Origin of the sequence: Hydrogenophaga sp., from assembly GCF_031426985.1 — a bacterium.
GTDB lineage: Bacteria > Pseudomonadota > Gammaproteobacteria > Burkholderiales > Burkholderiaceae_C > Hydrogenophaga.
Window position 1 is genome coordinate 1 of sequence record NZ_JASJOY010000002.1, and the last position, 14,768, is coordinate 14,768.

12 protein-coding genes are annotated in these 14,768 nt (G+C 68.0%); 5 read left to right on the plus strand and 7 right to left on the minus strand.

Annotated features, from left to right (window positions below; all coding sequences use genetic code 11):
- Positions 1 to 97: 97 nt before the first annotated feature.
- Together RMP09_RS00025 and RMP09_RS00030 are read right to left on the minus strand one after the other, a co-directional pair.
- Entirely contained in the window at positions 98 to 370 is a 273-nt protein-coding gene (locus tag RMP09_RS00025; RefSeq protein ID WP_066158910.1) for an HU family DNA-binding protein, read from the minus strand.
- 295 nt (positions 371 to 665) lie between these two features.
- Positions 666 to 1,763 carry a tartrate dehydrogenase gene (locus RMP09_RS00030; protein ID WP_310563956.1) on the minus strand — a complete coding sequence of 366 codons (1,098 nt, stop codon included), beginning with the start codon at positions 1,761 to 1,763 and terminating at the stop codon, positions 666 to 668.
- Positions 1,764 to 1,856: 93 nt separating this feature from the next.
- Between RMP09_RS00030 and RMP09_RS00035 the strand changes: the two genes are divergently transcribed.
- Positions 1,857 to 2,828 carry a LysR family transcriptional regulator gene (locus RMP09_RS00035; protein WP_310563957.1) on the plus strand — a complete coding sequence of 324 codons (972 nt, stop codon included), beginning with the start codon at positions 1,857 to 1,859 and terminating at the stop codon, positions 2,826 to 2,828.
- Here the strand turns inward: RMP09_RS00035 and RMP09_RS00040 are convergent.
- The 3 genes from RMP09_RS00040 to uvrC form a co-directional block, all read right to left on the minus strand.
- Complete coding sequence (locus RMP09_RS00040; RefSeq protein ID WP_310563958.1) at positions 2,779 to 3,678, minus strand: DMT family transporter; 900 nt, start codon at positions 3,676 to 3,678, stop codon at positions 2,779 to 2,781. The two genes, RMP09_RS00035 and RMP09_RS00040, sit on opposite strands and share 50 nt — an antisense overlap.
- Positions 3,678 to 4,247, minus strand: a complete 570-nt coding sequence (gene pgsA, locus RMP09_RS00045) for a CDP-diacylglycerol--glycerol-3-phosphate 3-phosphatidyltransferase (protein WP_310563959.1) — start codon at positions 4,245 to 4,247, stop codon at positions 3,678 to 3,680. The genes RMP09_RS00040 and pgsA overlap by 1 nt, the downstream gene beginning before the upstream one ends.
- Before the next feature lie 153 nt (positions 4,248 to 4,400).
- Positions 4,401 to 6,434, minus strand: coding sequence for an excinuclease ABC subunit UvrC (gene uvrC, locus RMP09_RS00050; protein ID WP_310563960.1), 2,034 nt, complete (start codon positions 6,432 to 6,434; stop codon positions 4,401 to 4,403).
- A 42-nt stretch (positions 6,435 to 6,476) separates the two neighbouring features.
- Between uvrC and earP the strand changes: the two genes are divergently transcribed.
- The 4 genes from earP (at position 6,477) to RMP09_RS00070 (ending at position 10,123) form a co-directional block, all read left to right on the plus strand.
- Positions 6,477 to 7,574: an elongation factor P maturation arginine rhamnosyltransferase EarP gene (gene earP, locus RMP09_RS00055; protein ID WP_310563961.1), complete on the plus strand. Its 1,098-nt coding sequence runs from the start codon at positions 6,477 to 6,479 to the stop codon at positions 7,572 to 7,574.
- 149 nt (positions 7,575 to 7,723) lie between these two features.
- Positions 7,724 to 8,278 carry an elongation factor P gene (gene efp, locus RMP09_RS00060; RefSeq protein ID WP_310563962.1) on the plus strand — a complete coding sequence of 185 codons (555 nt, stop codon included), beginning with the start codon at positions 7,724 to 7,726 and terminating at the stop codon, positions 8,276 to 8,278.
- A 61-nt stretch (positions 8,279 to 8,339) separates the two neighbouring features.
- Positions 8,340 to 9,218, plus strand: a complete 879-nt coding sequence (locus RMP09_RS00065) for an AEC family transporter (protein WP_310563963.1) — start codon at positions 8,340 to 8,342, stop codon at positions 9,216 to 9,218.
- A 32-nt stretch (positions 9,219 to 9,250) separates the two neighbouring features.
- Positions 9,251 to 10,123 carry a TIGR00730 family Rossman fold protein gene (locus RMP09_RS00070; RefSeq protein WP_310563964.1) on the plus strand — a complete coding sequence of 291 codons (873 nt, stop codon included), beginning with the start codon at positions 9,251 to 9,253 and terminating at the stop codon, positions 10,121 to 10,123.
- A gap of 117 nt (positions 10,124 to 10,240) precedes the next feature.
- Here the strand turns inward: RMP09_RS00070 and RMP09_RS00075 are convergent, their stop codons facing one another.
- Both RMP09_RS00075 and RMP09_RS00080 read right to left on the minus strand, forming a co-directional pair.
- Complete coding sequence (locus tag RMP09_RS00075) at positions 10,241 to 11,605, minus strand: efflux transporter outer membrane subunit (RefSeq protein ID WP_310563965.1); 1,365 nt, start codon at positions 11,603 to 11,605, stop codon at positions 10,241 to 10,243.
- A gap of 13 nt (positions 11,606 to 11,618) precedes the next feature.
- Positions 11,619 to 14,765: an efflux RND transporter permease subunit gene (locus RMP09_RS00080; protein WP_310563966.1), complete on the minus strand. Its 3,147-nt coding sequence runs from the start codon at positions 14,763 to 14,765 to the stop codon at positions 11,619 to 11,621.
- Between the last annotated feature and the right edge of the window lie 3 nt (positions 14,766 to 14,768).

Genomic DNA, 14,768 nt, shown 5'->3' on the forward strand with positions numbered 1-14,768 from the left:
GGTGCTGACGGGGTCGAACCGCCGACCTACGCCTTGTAAGGGCGCCGCTCTACCGACTGAGCTAAGCACCCCACCGGGACATCCCGTGGGGACGACCTCAGTTCAGCGCATCCTTCAGGGCCTTGCCCGGACGGAACTTCGGCACCTTGGCAGCCTTGATTTTAATCTCAGCGCCGGTGCGGGGGTTGCGACCCTTGCGAGCGGGACGCTTGGTCACGGCGAAGGAGCCAAAGCCCACCAGCGACACGGTGCCGCCTTTTTTGAGCGTGGTGCGGATGGCGGTGATGGTGGAGTCCAGCGCACGCGTCGCAGCCGCCTTGGAGATATCGGCGTGTTTGGCGATGTGTTCGACGAGTTCTGTTTTGTTCACAAATAGCCCCTCTTGAAATGGTCTGTTGAATCCTCTCGGACCCGCCGCAGGCACCGCGTACAACACAGGCCTGCAAAGCTTGCGGCGCGGCCGCTCGTGTTCGCATCGGCCCGGATGTGTCGCCGGAAAACTAATGCCTTGTGATTAGACCCACGGGGCAAAGCCCCTGTCAATACGGGCCGGTCAACAGCGGTGCGGGGCGGGCGCGAAAGGCGAGATTCTAGACGCATTGGCCACACGGACCGTCCCGTTTTGTGAATTTTGGCGCAGCACGCCAACCCGCTGCGTGCGGGGTTCAGGCGCGCACAGCGGCGGCGATTGCTCGACCGACATCGGTCGTGTTCGCGACACCCCCCAGGTCGCGCGTGCGCGGCGCGCCGCTGCCCGGTTGCAAGGTCGACTCGATGGCGCGCATCACCGCATCGTGTGCCTCGCGGTACCCCAGGTGGTCCAACATCATGGCGCCGCACCAGATCTGACCAATGGGGTTGGCAATGCCTTGTCCCGCGATGTCGGGCGCCGAGCCGTGCACCGGCTCGAACAGCGAGGGGTGCTGACGCGTCGGGTTGAGGTTGGCGCTGGGCGCGATGCCGATGGTGCCGGTGCAGGCGGGACCGAGGTCGGAGAGGATGTCGCCGAACAGGTTGCTGCCCACGACCACATCAAAGAAGTCGGGGCGCTGCACGAAGTGCGCGGTGAGGATGTCGATGTGGAACTTGTCGACCTTGACGTCCGGGTACTCCCTGGCCATGGCTTCAACGCGCTCGTCCCAGTAGGGCATGGTGATGGCGATGCCGTTGCTCTTGGTGGCACTGGTCAGGTGCTTCTTGGGGCGCGAACGCGCCACTTCAAAGGCGTAGCGCAGCACACGGTCCACGCCGATGCGGGACATCACCGTTTCCTGCACCACGATCTCGCGCTCGGTGCCGGCGTACATGCGCCCACCGATGCTGCTGTATTCGCCTTCGGTGTTCTCGCGCACGATGACCATGTCGATCTCGCCGGGCTGGCGCGGGCTGCCGTCGCGGCGGACCACCGGCGCCGTCACGCCGGGCATGAGTTTGGCGGGTCGCACGTTCACGTATTGATCGAACTCGCGTCGGAACATCAGCAGCGATCCCCAGAGCGAGATGTGGTCGGGCACCCGGTCGGGCCAGCCGACGGCACCGAAATAGATCGCATCGTGGCCGCCGACCTGCGCCTTCCAGTCGTCGGGCAGCATCTTGCCGTGCCGCTCGTAGTAATCGCAGCTGGAGAAGTCGAAATGGTCGAACCGCAGCGGGATGTTGAAGGCCGAAGCGGCGGCTTCGAGCACGCGGATGCCCTCGGGCATGACTTCGGTTCCGATGCCGTCGCCGGCGATGACGGCGATGCGGTGGGGTGTCGGGCTCATGGTGTCTCCTGCGGAAGTACGTTGGTGATGCCCGCAGCTTAGCGCCGACAGCAACCATAATCAGGCAATCCATTACTTCCCTGAGAGAAACAATTGGACCGACCCGATCTGGAACTGGTGCAGGCCATCCGCCAGCACGGCACGCTCACCGCGGCCGCACGGGCGCTGGGCATGGCCGCGCCCGCGGCCACCAAACGGCTGGCCTCCATCGAGGCTGCCCTGGGACTGCGGCTGTTCCAGCGCACCACCCGCCGCGTCAGCCCCACCGCCGAAGGCGAGGCGGTGTGCGAACGCGCCACGGCGCTGCTGCAGGGCTTTGAAGCGCTGGAAAGCGAGCTGCGCGAACGCCGCGCCGAGCCGTCGGGCCCCATCCGCCTGGCCGCGACCTTCGGCTTTGGCCGCCACTGGGTGGGGCCTGCGCTGGCCGCCTTTCAGCAGCGCTACCCGGCGGTCAGCGTGCAGTTGCAGCTGACCGAGCAACTGCCCGACCTGGCCGTGGAGGGCTTTGACGGCGCCATCTGGCTGTGGCACGCGCCGGCGCAACGCGCCAGCGAATGGGTGTCACGCCCGCTGGCCCGCAACCAGCGGGTGCTGGTGGCCGCGCCGTCGCACCTGAAACAACACGGCGAGCCCCGCACGCCGCAGGACCTGACCCAGCACCCCTGCCTGGTGGTGCGCGAGAACGGCGGTCTGGCCGACCGGCGCTTTGACCACTGGCGGCTGCACCCGGTCGACGGTTCGCCCGCCCTGCACGTGCAGGTGAGCGGGCCGCTGAGCAGCAATTCGGGCGAGATGGTGCGCGACTGGTGCCTGCAAGGGCACGGCATCATGCTGCGCAGCCTGTGGGACATTGCGCCACAACTGGCCAGCGGCGCGCTGGTGCAGGTGCTGCCAGGCTGGAGCATGCCCGACGCCGACATCCACTGGCTGGCGCCCTACCGCGCCCAGGTGCCGCGGCGCATCCGCCTGCTGGTGGACCACCTGGCCGCGCAGTTCCGCGCCGAGCCGTGGAAGCTCACACCGGTTTCGGCGGCCGCACCACGAGGCTCACGCCAAAAGCGGTGAGCGCCGTACCGGCCAGCGTGGTGGCCGTGATGGGTTCGGCGAACAGCAGCCAGGCGATCAGCGCCGTGCACGGCGGCACCAGGTACATGAGGCTGGTGACGGAGGCCGCCGCCCCGCGCTGGATCAGCATGTAGAGCAGCGAACTGCCGCCCAGGGTGAGGCCCAGCACCGACCACGCCATGGCGCCCGCCAGCTCGGCGTTCCAGCGCATGGACTCGGTTTCCAGCAGGGCCAGCGGCAGGGTGACCAGCAAGGCCGCGGCCAGTTGCACCGTGTTGGCGGTGCGCACATCGCAGGCTTGCACGAATCGCTTCTGGTACAGCGTGCCGACGGTGATGGCGAACAGGGCCATCACCGCGAACGACAGGTTGAGCCAGTTGGCCGAATCGCCCGGACCACCCGCACCAAATTTGCGTGAGACCACCAGCACCAGACCGGCAAACCCCAGCAGCAGGCCCAGCCACTGCCGGCGCGAGACGTGCTGCCCGCCCACGCTGGTGAGCCAGATGGCGGTGAGCACGGGCTGGATGCCGACGATGAGCGACGAAAGCCCCGAGCCCATGCCCGCCTTGACGGCGGCCCACACCCCGCCGAGGTAGCCCGCATGCATCAGGATGCCGGTGACCGCCAGGTGCAGCGCCTGGGTGCGGTTGCTCGGCCACTTCACGCCCGCGAGCACGATCCACGGCAGAAAACACAGGATGGACAGCGCGTAACGCACCGCCAGGAAGGACAAGGGGGGCGCGTGTGGCATGCCGTAGCGCGCGACGATGAAACCCGTGCTCCAGATCAGCACGAAGACCCAGGGCATGGCCCGCAGCCACGCGTTGTCCCGAACCGCCGGCGTCATCAGCGCGAGCGGGCGCGGATCTCGGGCAGCGCCTTCTGCAGGTAATACACCATGGACCAGACGGTGAGCACCGCCGAGATCCAGATCAGCCAGGTGCCCCAGAGGTGGGTATCGATCGCGCCCAGCAACGTGCCGTCGAACAGCAGGAACGGGATGGCCGTCATCTGCACCGCCGTCTTGAGTTTGCCCACCATGTGCACGGCCACGCTTTTGGTGGCGCCGATGATGGCCATCCACTCGCGCAGCGAGGAGATGGCGATTTCGCGGCCGATGATGATGAGCGCGACGAACACATCGGCCCGGTTCATGTGCACCAGCACCAGCAGGCTGGCGCAGACCAGGAACTTGTCGGCCACCGGATCGAGGAAGGCGCCGAAGGCCGATGTCTGGTTGAGCCGGCGGGCCAGGTAACCGTCGGCCCAGTCGGTGGCCGCGAACACCACAAACAGCACCGTGGCGAACAGGTTCTGTTCTTTTGCGCTCAGACCTTCCAGGTAGAACACCCCGATGATCAGCGGGATGGCGATGATGCGCGCCCAGGTCAGCAGGGTGGGAAGGTTGAAAAACATGGGGGGATTATGGGGGAGTCGTGCATCGCTGCAGGAGCACACAGCCGATCCGGCGCCGGGCCGCCCCAAGCCGGGACAGCCCCCAGACCCGGCGTAGACCGGGTCCCCTCCCTGTCCTGGGGCAGCGACCCGCGCAGCGGCGGAGCGTGGGGGTCAGTGCAGGGCGCGGTAGATCGCATCGGCGAGTTCGGGCGAGATGCCTTCGACGGTCGCCAGGTCGTCCACACTGGCCGAGGCCACGCCTCGCACCCCGCCGAAACGCTGCAGCAGGCGCGCGCGCTTCTTGGGGCCCACACCCGGGATGTCTTCGAGCTTGCTGCCGCCGGTGCGCACCTTGGCGCGCGCCGCGCGCATGCCGGTGATGGCGAAGCGGTGCGCCTCGTCGCGGATCTGCGCCACCAGCATGAGCGCCGCCGAGTCGTGGCCCAGGTACACCTTCTCGCGGCCGTCGGCAAACACCAACTCCTCCAGGCCGACCTTGCGGCCCTCGCCTTTTTCCACGCCGACGATGAGCGACAGGTCCAGCCCGAGCTGCTGGAACACCTCGCGCGCCATGCTCACCTGGCCCTTGCCGCCATCGACCAGCACCAGGTCGGGCATGCGCGGCCCCTTGGGCGCTTCGGTGGCGTCTTCCCTGGCGGGCTCGGCTGGCGCGTCCTCGGCGGACGGCGCCTCGACCTGCACCGTCGCCCCCTCCCGCTCGGCCCGCAGCGCCTCGGCGATCTTGCCGTAACGGCGTTGCAGCACCTGGCGCATGGCGGCGTAATCGTCGCCGCCGGTGATGCCCTCGATGTTGTAGCGGCGGTACTGGCTGTTCTGCATCTTGTGGGCTTCGAACACCACACAGGACGCCTGGGTCGATTCGCCCGCCGTGTGCGAAATGTCGAAACACTCCATGCGCAGCTCGTCGAGGTTGTCGTCGGGCAGGCCCAGCGCCTCGGCCAGCGCGCGCGTGCGGGCCTGTTGCGAGCCCTCTTCGGCCAGCAGGCGCGCGAGCGCGATCTCGGCGTTCTTCTGCGCCATGTCCAGCCAGGCACGGCGGTGTTCGCGCGGTTGGTGCACCGCATGCACCCGGGCGCCGTTCTGTTCGGTCAGGGCGTCCAGCAGGTCTTTGCTCACGGCGTGGCTGGTCACCAGGGTGTGCGGCAGGGCCGCCCCGAGGTAGTGCTGGGCGATGAAGGCTTCGAGCACGCGCAGGTGCACACGCTCCAGCGCATCGCCCGCGCGCGCACCGGCTTCGGCCTCCAGCCCTTCGTCGATCTGGGTCGCGTCGTCCACATGGGCCGGGAAATACGGCCGGTCGCCCAGGTGGCGCCCGCCGCGCACCATGGCCAGGTTCACGCAGGCCTTGCCGCCCTGCACCTTCACCGCCAGGATGTCCACGTCGCGGTCGCCCACGTTTTCCATGGACTGCTGGTGCAGCACGCGCGAGAGCGCACTCATCTGGTTGCGGATCTCGGCCGCCTGCTCGAATTCCAGCTTCTCGGCGTGCGCCAGCATGCGCTGCTCCAGTTCGTCCAGCACGGCCTGGGTCTCGCCGCGCAGGAAGCGTTCGGCCGCGGTCACGTCGCGCCCGTAGGCCTCCATATCGACCAGGTCCACACAGGGGCCGCTGCAGCGCTTGATCTGGTAGAGCAGGCAGGGCCGCGTGCGGTTGGCGAACACCGTGTCTTCGCAGGTGCGCAGGCGGAACACTTTCTGCAGCAGGGTGATGGACTCCTTTACCGCCCAGGCGCTGGGGTACGGGCCGTAGTAGCTGTGGCGCTTGTCGATCACGCCGCGGTAATACGCCATGCGCGGAAAGGCCAGCATGGGCACCGGCACGGCACCGGCCGTGCGGAAGGTCTCGCGCGTGCCGGTGATCTTGAGGTAGGGGTAGCTTTTGTCGTCGCGGAACAGGATGTTGAATTTGGGATTCAACGTCTTGATCAGGTTGTTTTCCAGCAGCAGCGCCTCGGCCTCGGAGCGCACCACCGTGGTCTCCATGCGCACGATCTTGCTCACCATGTGGCCGATGCGCGTGCCGCCGTGGTCCTTCTGGAAATAGCTGCTGACGCGCTTTTTCAGGTTGCGCGCCTTGCCCACATAGAGCACCTGGCCCTGCGCGTCGAAATAGCGGTAGACGCCCGGCAGCGCGGGCAGCGCGGCCACCTCGGCCAGCAACTGTTCGGAATGGGTGTCGGACATGGGCCGTATTGTGTCGCCGGCCAGCATGGACAATCGCCCCCCATGCGTTGGGACATCTTCTGTCACGTCATCGACAACCTGGGCGACATCGGCGTCTGCTGGCGGCTGTGCGCCGACCTCGCCAGCCGCGGCGAACAGGTGCGCCTGTGGATCGACCAGCCCGAGCCGCTGCGCTGGATGGCGCCCGGCGCGCTGGAAGGCCAGGTGCCGGGTGTGCAGGTGCTGCACTGGACCACGCCGCTGGCGCCGGCGCTGCCCGCGTCACTGCCGCCCGCCGACGTGTGGGTGGAAGCCTTCGGTTGCGACCCGGCGCCGGAATGCGCCCAGCACCTGGCGTCCGTGCTCGCGCAAGGGCACCCGCCACCGGTCTGGATCAACCTCGAATACCTGAGCGCCGAACGCTATGTGGAGCGCTCGCACCGCCTGCCCTCCCCCGTGAACAGCGGCCCGCTCAAGGGACTGACCAAGTGGTTTTTCTATCCCGGCTTCACACCGGCCACCGGCGGGCTGCTGCGCGAGGCCGATCTGCTGGAGCGGCAGGCCACCTTCCAGCCCGACGACTGGCTGCACACGCTCGGCCTGCCCTGGGCCGGCGAGCGCCGGGCGAGCCTGTTCTGCTACGAGCCGGCCGCCCTGCCCGCCGTGCTCCAGCAGGCCGGGCAAGACGCCCTGACCAGCGACTGGCTGGTGACCCCGGGCCGCGCCATGCAAGCGGTGAACAACGCGCGCGAACAACACGGCGAGCCCGGCCCCGCCTGCCGGCTGAACGCCCTGCCCGTGCTGACCCAGCGCGACTTCGACCACCTGCTGTGGTCCTGCGACCTCAATTGCGTGCGGGGAGAAGACTCTCTGGTGCGCGCGCTCTGGGCCGGCCAGCCCCTGGTCTGGCACATCTACCCCCAGCACGACGACGCCCACCACGCCAAGCTCGACGCCTTTCTGGATTGGCTGCAGGCCCCGCCCTCGCTGCGGGCGTTTCACCGCGCCTGGAACGGCATCGAAGCCGCGGCCGGCCCCGTCTGGCCCGGCTGGGCGGTGGTCGATGGCTGGCGTGCCTGCGTGCTCGCGGCCCGCGATCGCCTGCTGGCGCAGCCCGACCTGACGGCGCAGCTCCTCGAATTCATCTCCCAAAAGCGATAAAATTCAAGGCTTTGCGGAAAACCGGTCCGGTTCACACCGAGTCCCGTTGCCTGCCAGCCATCTGCCTCGCCGCACAGATCGCAGCCATCAGCACCGTTCCCGGGTCTTTCAGCCCTGCCGGAACAAGCGGCCCAACCGTTGGAATCTTTATGAAAATCGCCCAAGAACTGCGCGCCGGCAATGTGATCATGCACGGCAAGGACCCGATGATCGTCCTGAAAACCGAATACGCCCGCGGCGGCCGTGGTGCGGCCACTGTGCGCCTGAAGCTCAAGGCCCTGCTGAACAACATGGCCACCGAAGTGGTCTGCCGTGCCGACGACAAGATGGACCAGATCATTCTGGACAAGAAGGATTGCACCTACTCCTACTTCGCCGACCCGATGTACGTCTGCATGGACGCCGACTTCAACCAGTACGAAGTCGAAGCTGAAAACATGGGCGACGCCCTGAACTACCTCGAAGACGGCATGGCCGTGGAAGTGGTGTTCTACGACGGCAAGGCCATTTCGGTCGAACTGCCGACCAGCGTCGAGCGCGTGATCACCTGGACCGAACCCGCCGTCAAGGGCGACACGTCCGGCAAGGTGCTCAAGCCCGCCAAGATCGCCACCGGTTTTGAAGTCGCCGTGCCGCTGTTCGTGGCGCAGGACGACAAGATCGAAATCGACACCCGCACCGGCGAATACCGCAAGCGCGTCTGATCATTCGGACGGTTGATGTAAAAGGCTCCCTCGGGAGCCTTTTGTTGTTTCAGACCCGCGCATGGACCTCATCACCCGCATCGCCGACGTCATCATTCCGGTCTTCCTGATCGTGGCCATCGGCTACGGGTACGCGCGGCATGCGGTGCCCGACCTGTCGGTGTTCAACCGCATCGCGCTGGATGTGCTGGCGCCGGTGCTGGTGTATTCGGCGCTGGCCTCGCGCGACTTTCACCTGGCCGAGCATGGGCCGCTGCTGATCGGCGGCACGGTGCTGATCCTGGGCAGCGGGCTGCTGGCCTGGCCGCTGGCGCGGTGGTTCGGCTCGCAGCCGCGCACCCTGGTGCCGGTGGTGATGTTCAACAACTGCGGCAACATGGGCCTGCCACTGGCCCTGCTGGCCTTCGGCCCGGCGCATTTCGGGGCGGCGGTGGCGCTGTTCTCGGTCAGCAACCTGTTCCACTTCTCGCTCGGCGCCCGCATCACCAGCGCCTCGGCCCGCACGCGCGACCTGCTGACCAGCCCGCTGATGATCGGCACCGCGCTGGGCTTTGCCAGCGCCCTGACCGACCTGCGCCCGCCCGACGTGCTGCTCTCAGGCCTGAAGCTGCTGGGCGATGCCCTGCTGCCCATGATGCTGTTCGCCCTGGGCGTGCGCCTGACCTCGCTGACCCGCAACGGGCTGGCGCTGGGTCTGCTGGGCGCGCTGGCGCGGCCCCTCATCGGGCTGGCCATCGGCATCCCGCTGGCCTGGGCCCTGGGGCTGGAGGGCGCGGCGCGCGGTCAGTTGCTGCTGTTCGCCGCACTGCCCCCGGCCGTGATGCAGTTCATGCTGGCCGACCGCTACCGCCAGGAACCCGACAAGGTGGCGGCGATGATCATGCTGGGCAATGCGCTCGCGGTGGTCTTCGTTCCCCTCGCGCTGGCGCTGGCACTGTGACCCACAATCCGGACACGACACAAGGAAGCCGAATGGAAACCACACAAAACCTGAGCGAACAACGCATCGCCGATGCCTGGGCCGACCTGCAGGCCCATTCCAGCAACGGCAACACGCTGCAGGCCGACGCCTACCGCCTGGCCTTTGCCGACCCCGAGTTCCTGCTGCGCCGCGAGACACGCGGCATCCGCTTCCAGCTGGAGATGCTCAAGCCCGACCTGGCACAGCGCGAGCTGGGCATCGAGAACACCATCGTGGTGTTCGGCAGCGCCCGCGTGCGCGAACCGGCCGAAGCGCAGGAGCAGCTGGAGCTGGCCGAGGCCAGCGGCGACGCACGCGCCATCGGCAAGGCCCGGACGCTGCTGCGCAACGCCCATTTCTACGACCAGGCACGCGAGTTCGCGCGCATCGTGGCGCGTTACAGCGCGCGCTGCCCACAGGCGGACCAGCTCTTCATCTGCACCGGCGGTGGCCCGGGCATCATGGAAGCGGCCAACCGCGGCGCGCACGACGAGGGCGCGCTCAACGTGGGTCTGAACATCTCGCTGCCACACGAACAGTCGGGCAACCGCTTCATCTCACCCGAGCTGAGCTTCAAGTTCCACTACTTCGCGCTGCGCAAAATGCACTTCATGATGCGGGCGAAAGCGCTGGTGGCCTTCCCGGGCGGCTTCGGCACGCTGGACGAGCTGTTCGAGGTCATCACCCTGGTCCAGTGCAAGAAGGCCAAGCCGGTGCCGATCGTGCTGTTCGGCAGCGACTACTGGAAGCGCCTGATCCACTTCGACGTGCTGGTCGAAGAAGGCATGATCTCGCCCGAAGACCTGCAGCTGTTCAAGCTGGTCGACGACCCGCAGGACGCCTGGGACCACATCGTGCAGTTCTACGATTTGCCGAAGGTCTGACGCCGAGGCCCATCCGGCGCGACGGGCTCCCTCCAGCACACACCGTGGAACCGGCTTCGCCGGGCCACAGGTGTGGTCCCCCTGGGGGGGAAGACGCGCAGCGGCGCAGGGGGGGCTTCAGTACCCACCGCCGAGCGCTTTGTACAAAGCCACCTGGTTCTGCTGCTGCGCCAGCTGGATCTGCGTCAGCGACTGCTGGGTGGCGAACAGCGAACGCTGCGCGTCCAGCCAGTCCAGCGAACTGGCCACACCACCGCGGTAACGCAGCTCCGACAGGCGCAGGCGCTCGGCGTCGGCATTGGCCTGCTGCTGCAACGCGGTCAGCTGTTCGCCCAGCGTGGCGCGGCCGGCCAGGGCGTCGGCCACTTCGCGGAAGGCGGTCTGGATCGCCTTTTCGTACTGCGCCACGGCGATGTCGCGCCCGACCTTGGCCGAATCCAGCCCCGCCTGGTTGCGGCCGGCGTCGAAGATCGGCAGCACCGCCTGTGGCGCCAGCGTGAAACCCCAGGAACCGTCCTTGAACAGGCCCGAGAGTTCGCTGCTGGCCGACCCCACGCTGGCCGTGAGCGCGATGCGCGGGAAGAAGGCCGCACGCGCCGCGCCGATGTTGGCGTTGGCCGCGATCAGCGCCTGTTCGGCCTGGCGGATGTCGGCGCGGCGGGCCAGCAGGTCCGAGGGCAAGCCCTCGGGCACGGCCCGCATGGCCACCGATGAGGTGCTCGCCGTGGGCAGCAGGGCCGCGGGCGGGGTCTGGCCCACCAGCAGGGTCAGGGCATTGAGGTCCAGCGCACGGTTGCGCTGCAGCTGGGCCTGGCTTCCGCGGGCCGCGGCCGCCAGCGACTCGGCCTGGCGCAGGTCCAGCGCGGACGCGACGCCGTTGTCAAAACGCAGCTTCGTCAGGCGCAGCGAGTCCTCGCGTGTGGTGAGCGTGCGCTGGGTCAGGTCCAGCAGTTCTTCGTCGGCCTGCAGGGCCAGCCAGCCATTGGCCACCGCCGCGACCAGGCTGGTCTGTGCCGCCCGTTTCGCTTCTTCGCTGGCCAGGAACTGCGCCAGCGCGGTGTCCTTCAACGCCGCCACGCGGCCGAAGAAGTCCAGCTCCCAGCTGGCCATGGCCAGGCCGGCGCTGTAGGTGCTGCTGATGCCGCCGCTGCTGTTGGGCTGGCGGTTGCCGCTCGCGGCCAGGTTCAGCGTGGGGAACTGGTCGGCACGTTTGATCTGGTAGGCGGCACGCACCTGCTCCATGTTGAGCGCGGCCACCCGCAGGTCGCGGTTGTTCTGCAGCGCCAGCGCGATCAGGTCGCGCAGGCGCGCATCGGCCACCACAGTGTCCCAGGCCGGCAGCGCGGCGCCGGCGGCCACGTCGGCCGCCTGGCCCGGAAAGCTGGCCGGCACCGGCGCGGCCGGGCGTTCGTAGGTGGGGATGAAGGAGCAGCCGGACAGGACCGCCACGGCCAGGGTCAATGCACTGAGTTTCATGTTCATGGGAGTCAACCGGTCAATGGACGCCATGGTGGGCTGCTTGTTCGGCGTCGTGCGCATGCTGGCGGGCGCTGCCCTTGAACAGCTTGCGCACCACCACGAAGAAGACGGGCACGAAGATGACCGCCAGCACGGTGCCGGTGAGCATGCCGCCGATCACGCCGGTGCCGATGGCGCGCTGGCTGGCCGAGCCCGCGCCCGAGGCCAGGAACAGCGGCAACACGCCCAGCGTGAAGGCCAGCGAGGTCATGACGATGGGACGGAAGCGCAGGTGCGCCGCGGCCAGCGCCGACTCGATCACACCCTTGCCCTGGGCCTGCAGGTCTTTCGCAAACTCGATGATCAGGATCGCGTTCTTGGCCGACAGACCGATGATGGTGATCAGGCCGACCTGGAAATACACGTCGTTGGCGTAGCCGCGCAGCAGCGTGGCCAGCAGCACCCCGAGCACGCCCAGAGGCACCACCAGCACCACCGCCAGCGGGATGGACCAGCTCTCGTACAGCGCGGCCAGGGCCAGGAACACCGCCAGGATGGCGAAGCCGTAGAGGATGGTGGCCTGCGAGCCGGCCAGCTTTTCTTCACGCGACTGGCCGGTCCATTCAAAGCCGAAGCCCTGCGGCAGCTTGGCCGCCAGCGCTTCCATCTCGGCCATGGCCTGGCCGGTGCTCACGCCCGCGGCGGCGCTGCCGCTGATGCGCATGGCCGGATAGCCGTTGTAGCGCACGGTCTGCATCGGGCCGGTGACCCACTGCGTGCTGGCAAAGGCCGACAGCGGCACCGCCTGGCCCTGGCCGTTGAGCACGTTGATGCGCAGCACGTCTTCGGGCTGCATGCGGGCCGGCGCGTCGGCCTGCACCACCACGCGCTGCAGGCGCCCGGCGTTGGGGAAGTCGTTCACGTAGCTCGATCCCAGCGCGGTGCCGATGGCGGCGCTGATGCTGTCAAAGCCCACGCCCAGCGCGTTGGCGCGGTCGCGGTCGATGTCGATCTGCAGCTGCGGCGCGTCTTCCAGGCCGTCGGGGCGCACCTGCGTGAGCAGCTTGCTCTGCGAGGCCATGCCCAGCATCTGGTTGCGCGCGTTCAGCAGGGCTTCGCGGCCCAGGCCGGCGCGGTCCTGCAGGCGGAAGCTGAAGCCCGACGAGGCGCCCAGTTCGGGAATCGGCGGCGGGCTGAGCGGGAAGATGAACGCATCGCGGATGCCCGAGAGCGCGCCGAACGCGCGGCCGGCCAGCGACTGCGCGTCGCTGCCCGGCGCGGTGCGCTCGGCCCAGTCCTTGAGGGTCACGAAGGCGAGCGCCGCGTTCTGGCCCTGGCCCGAGAAGCTGAAGCCCAGCACGCTGACCATGCCCTCCACTTCGGGCTGCTTGAGCACGAAGCCTTCGACCTGCTTCATCACGTCCAGCGTGCGTTCCTGGGTGGCACCCGGCGGCAGCTGCACGTTCACCAGCATGGTGCCCTGGTCTTCGTTGGGCAGGAAGGACGTGGGCAGCCGCATGTACACCACCGCCACGGCGCCCACGATGGCGGCGTAGATGACCAGGGCGCGGCCGGCGCGCGGCAGCAGCGCGGCCACGCCGCCTTCGTAGCGCTTGGCGGTGCGCGAGAACGTGCGGTTGAACCAGCCGAAGAAGCCGGTCTTCTCGTGGTGGTGGCCGGCTTCCACCGGCTTGAGCAGCGTGGCGCACAGCGCCGGCGTGAGCGACAGCGCCATGAAGGCCGAGAACGCGATGGACACGCCCATCACCGCCGAGAACTGGCGGTAGATGTTGCCCACCGAACCGCTGAAGAAGGCCAGCGGCACGAACACGGAAATCAGCACCACGGTCACGCCGATGATGGCGCCCGAGATCTGGCCCATGGCCTTGCGCGTGGCCTGCAGCGGCGGCAGGCCCTCTTCGCTCATGATGCGTTCGACGTTCTCCACCACCACGATGGCGTCGTCCACCACGATGCCGATCACCAGCACCATGCCGAACATGGTCAGCACGTTGATCGAGAAACCCATGGCCAGCAGCGCGGCAAAGGTGCCCAGCAGGGCCACCGGCACCACCACGGTGGGAATGAGCGTGTAGCGCCAGTTCTGCAGGAACAGGAACATCACCAGGAACACCAGTGCCACGGCTTCAAACAGGGTTTCGGCCACCTGCGAGATCGAGATCTTGATGAAGCGCGAGCTGTCGTAGGGGATGGCCCACTTCATGCCCTTGGGGAAATAGGCCTCCAGCTCCTGCAGCTTGTTGCGGACCGCCTGCGCGGTGGCCAGCGCATTGCCGCTGGGCGAGAGCTGCACGCCGATGCCGGTGGACGGCTTGCCGTTCAGGCGCGCCGAGGTGGCGTAGGCCTGGGCGCCCAGCTCGATGCGCGCCACGTCTTTGAGGCGCACGGTGGCGCCGTTGCTGCTGGCGCGCAGCACGATGTTGCCGAACTGCTCCACGCTGGCGAGCTGGCCGTTGACCACCACCGTGGCCGCGATGCTCTGGCCCGCCACGTTGGGAAGCGCGCCGATTTCACCGGCCGAGACCTGGGCGTTCTGCGCGCGGATGGCGTTGCCCACGTCGGCGGCGCTGAGGTTGTAGCCCAGCAGCTTGGTCGGGTCGATCCAGATGCGCATGGCGCGCTCGGTGCCGAACAGCTGCGCCTGGCCCACGCCGGGCAGGCGCTGGATTTCGGGCACCACGCTGCGCGACGCATAGTCGCCCAGGGCCACCGGGTCCAGGGCCGGGTCGTCGCTGGAGAGGATGGCGAACAGCAGGAAGTTGTTGCGCGACTTGTCCACCCGCACACCCTGCTGGGTCACCGCCGAGGGCAGGCGCGGCGTCGCACGCGAGAGGCGGTTCTGCACGTCCACCTGCGCCAGGTCGGCGTCGGTGCCGGGCTCGAAGCTCAGCGTGATCGCACCGGTGCCGTTGGCCTGCGCCACGGCTTCCATGTAGATCAGGCCGGGCGAGCCGTTCATTTCCTGCTCGATGACCGAGAGCACGCTGTCTTCCAGCGTCTTGGCCGATGCACCGGGGTAGGTGGCGTTGATGACGATGGCGGGCGGCGCCACCGGCGGGTACTGCGCGATCGGCAGCTGGGTGATGGACACCGCGCCCAGCACCATGATGAAGAGCGCGATCACCCACGCGAAGATGGGGCGGTCGATGAAAAACTTGGCCATGCC

Coding starts and splice junctions, on each gene's coding strand:
- RMP09_RS00065 (WP_310563963.1), top strand. CDS start 8,340: ATGGACCTCATCACCCGCATCGCCGACGTCATCATTCCGGTCTTCCTG.
- earP (WP_310563961.1), top strand. CDS start 6,477: ATGCGTTGGGACATCTTCTGTCACGTCATCGACAACCTGGGCGACATC.
- RMP09_RS00070 (WP_310563964.1), top strand. CDS start 9,251: ATGGAAACCACACAAAACCTGAGCGAACAACGCATCGCCGATGCCTGG.
- RMP09_RS00040 (WP_310563958.1), bottom strand. CDS start 3,678: ATGACGCCGGCGGTTCGGGACAACGCGTGGCTGCGGGCCATGCCCTGG.
- pgsA (WP_310563959.1), bottom strand. CDS start 4,247: ATGTTTTTCAACCTTCCCACCCTGCTGACCTGGGCGCGCATCATCGCC.
- efp (WP_310563962.1), top strand. CDS start 7,724: ATGAAAATCGCCCAAGAACTGCGCGCCGGCAATGTGATCATGCACGGC.
- uvrC (WP_310563960.1), bottom strand. CDS start 6,434: ATGTCCGACACCCATTCCGAACAGTTGCTGGCCGAGGTGGCCGCGCTG.
- RMP09_RS00030 (WP_310563956.1), bottom strand. CDS start 1,763: ATGAGCCCGACACCCCACCGCATCGCCGTCATCGCCGGCGACGGCATC.
- RMP09_RS00075 (WP_310563965.1), bottom strand. CDS start 11,605: ATGAACATGAAACTCAGTGCATTGACCCTGGCCGTGGCGGTCCTGTCC.
- RMP09_RS00080 (WP_310563966.1), bottom strand. CDS start 14,765: ATGGCCAAGTTTTTCATCGACCGCCCCATCTTCGCGTGGGTGATCGCG.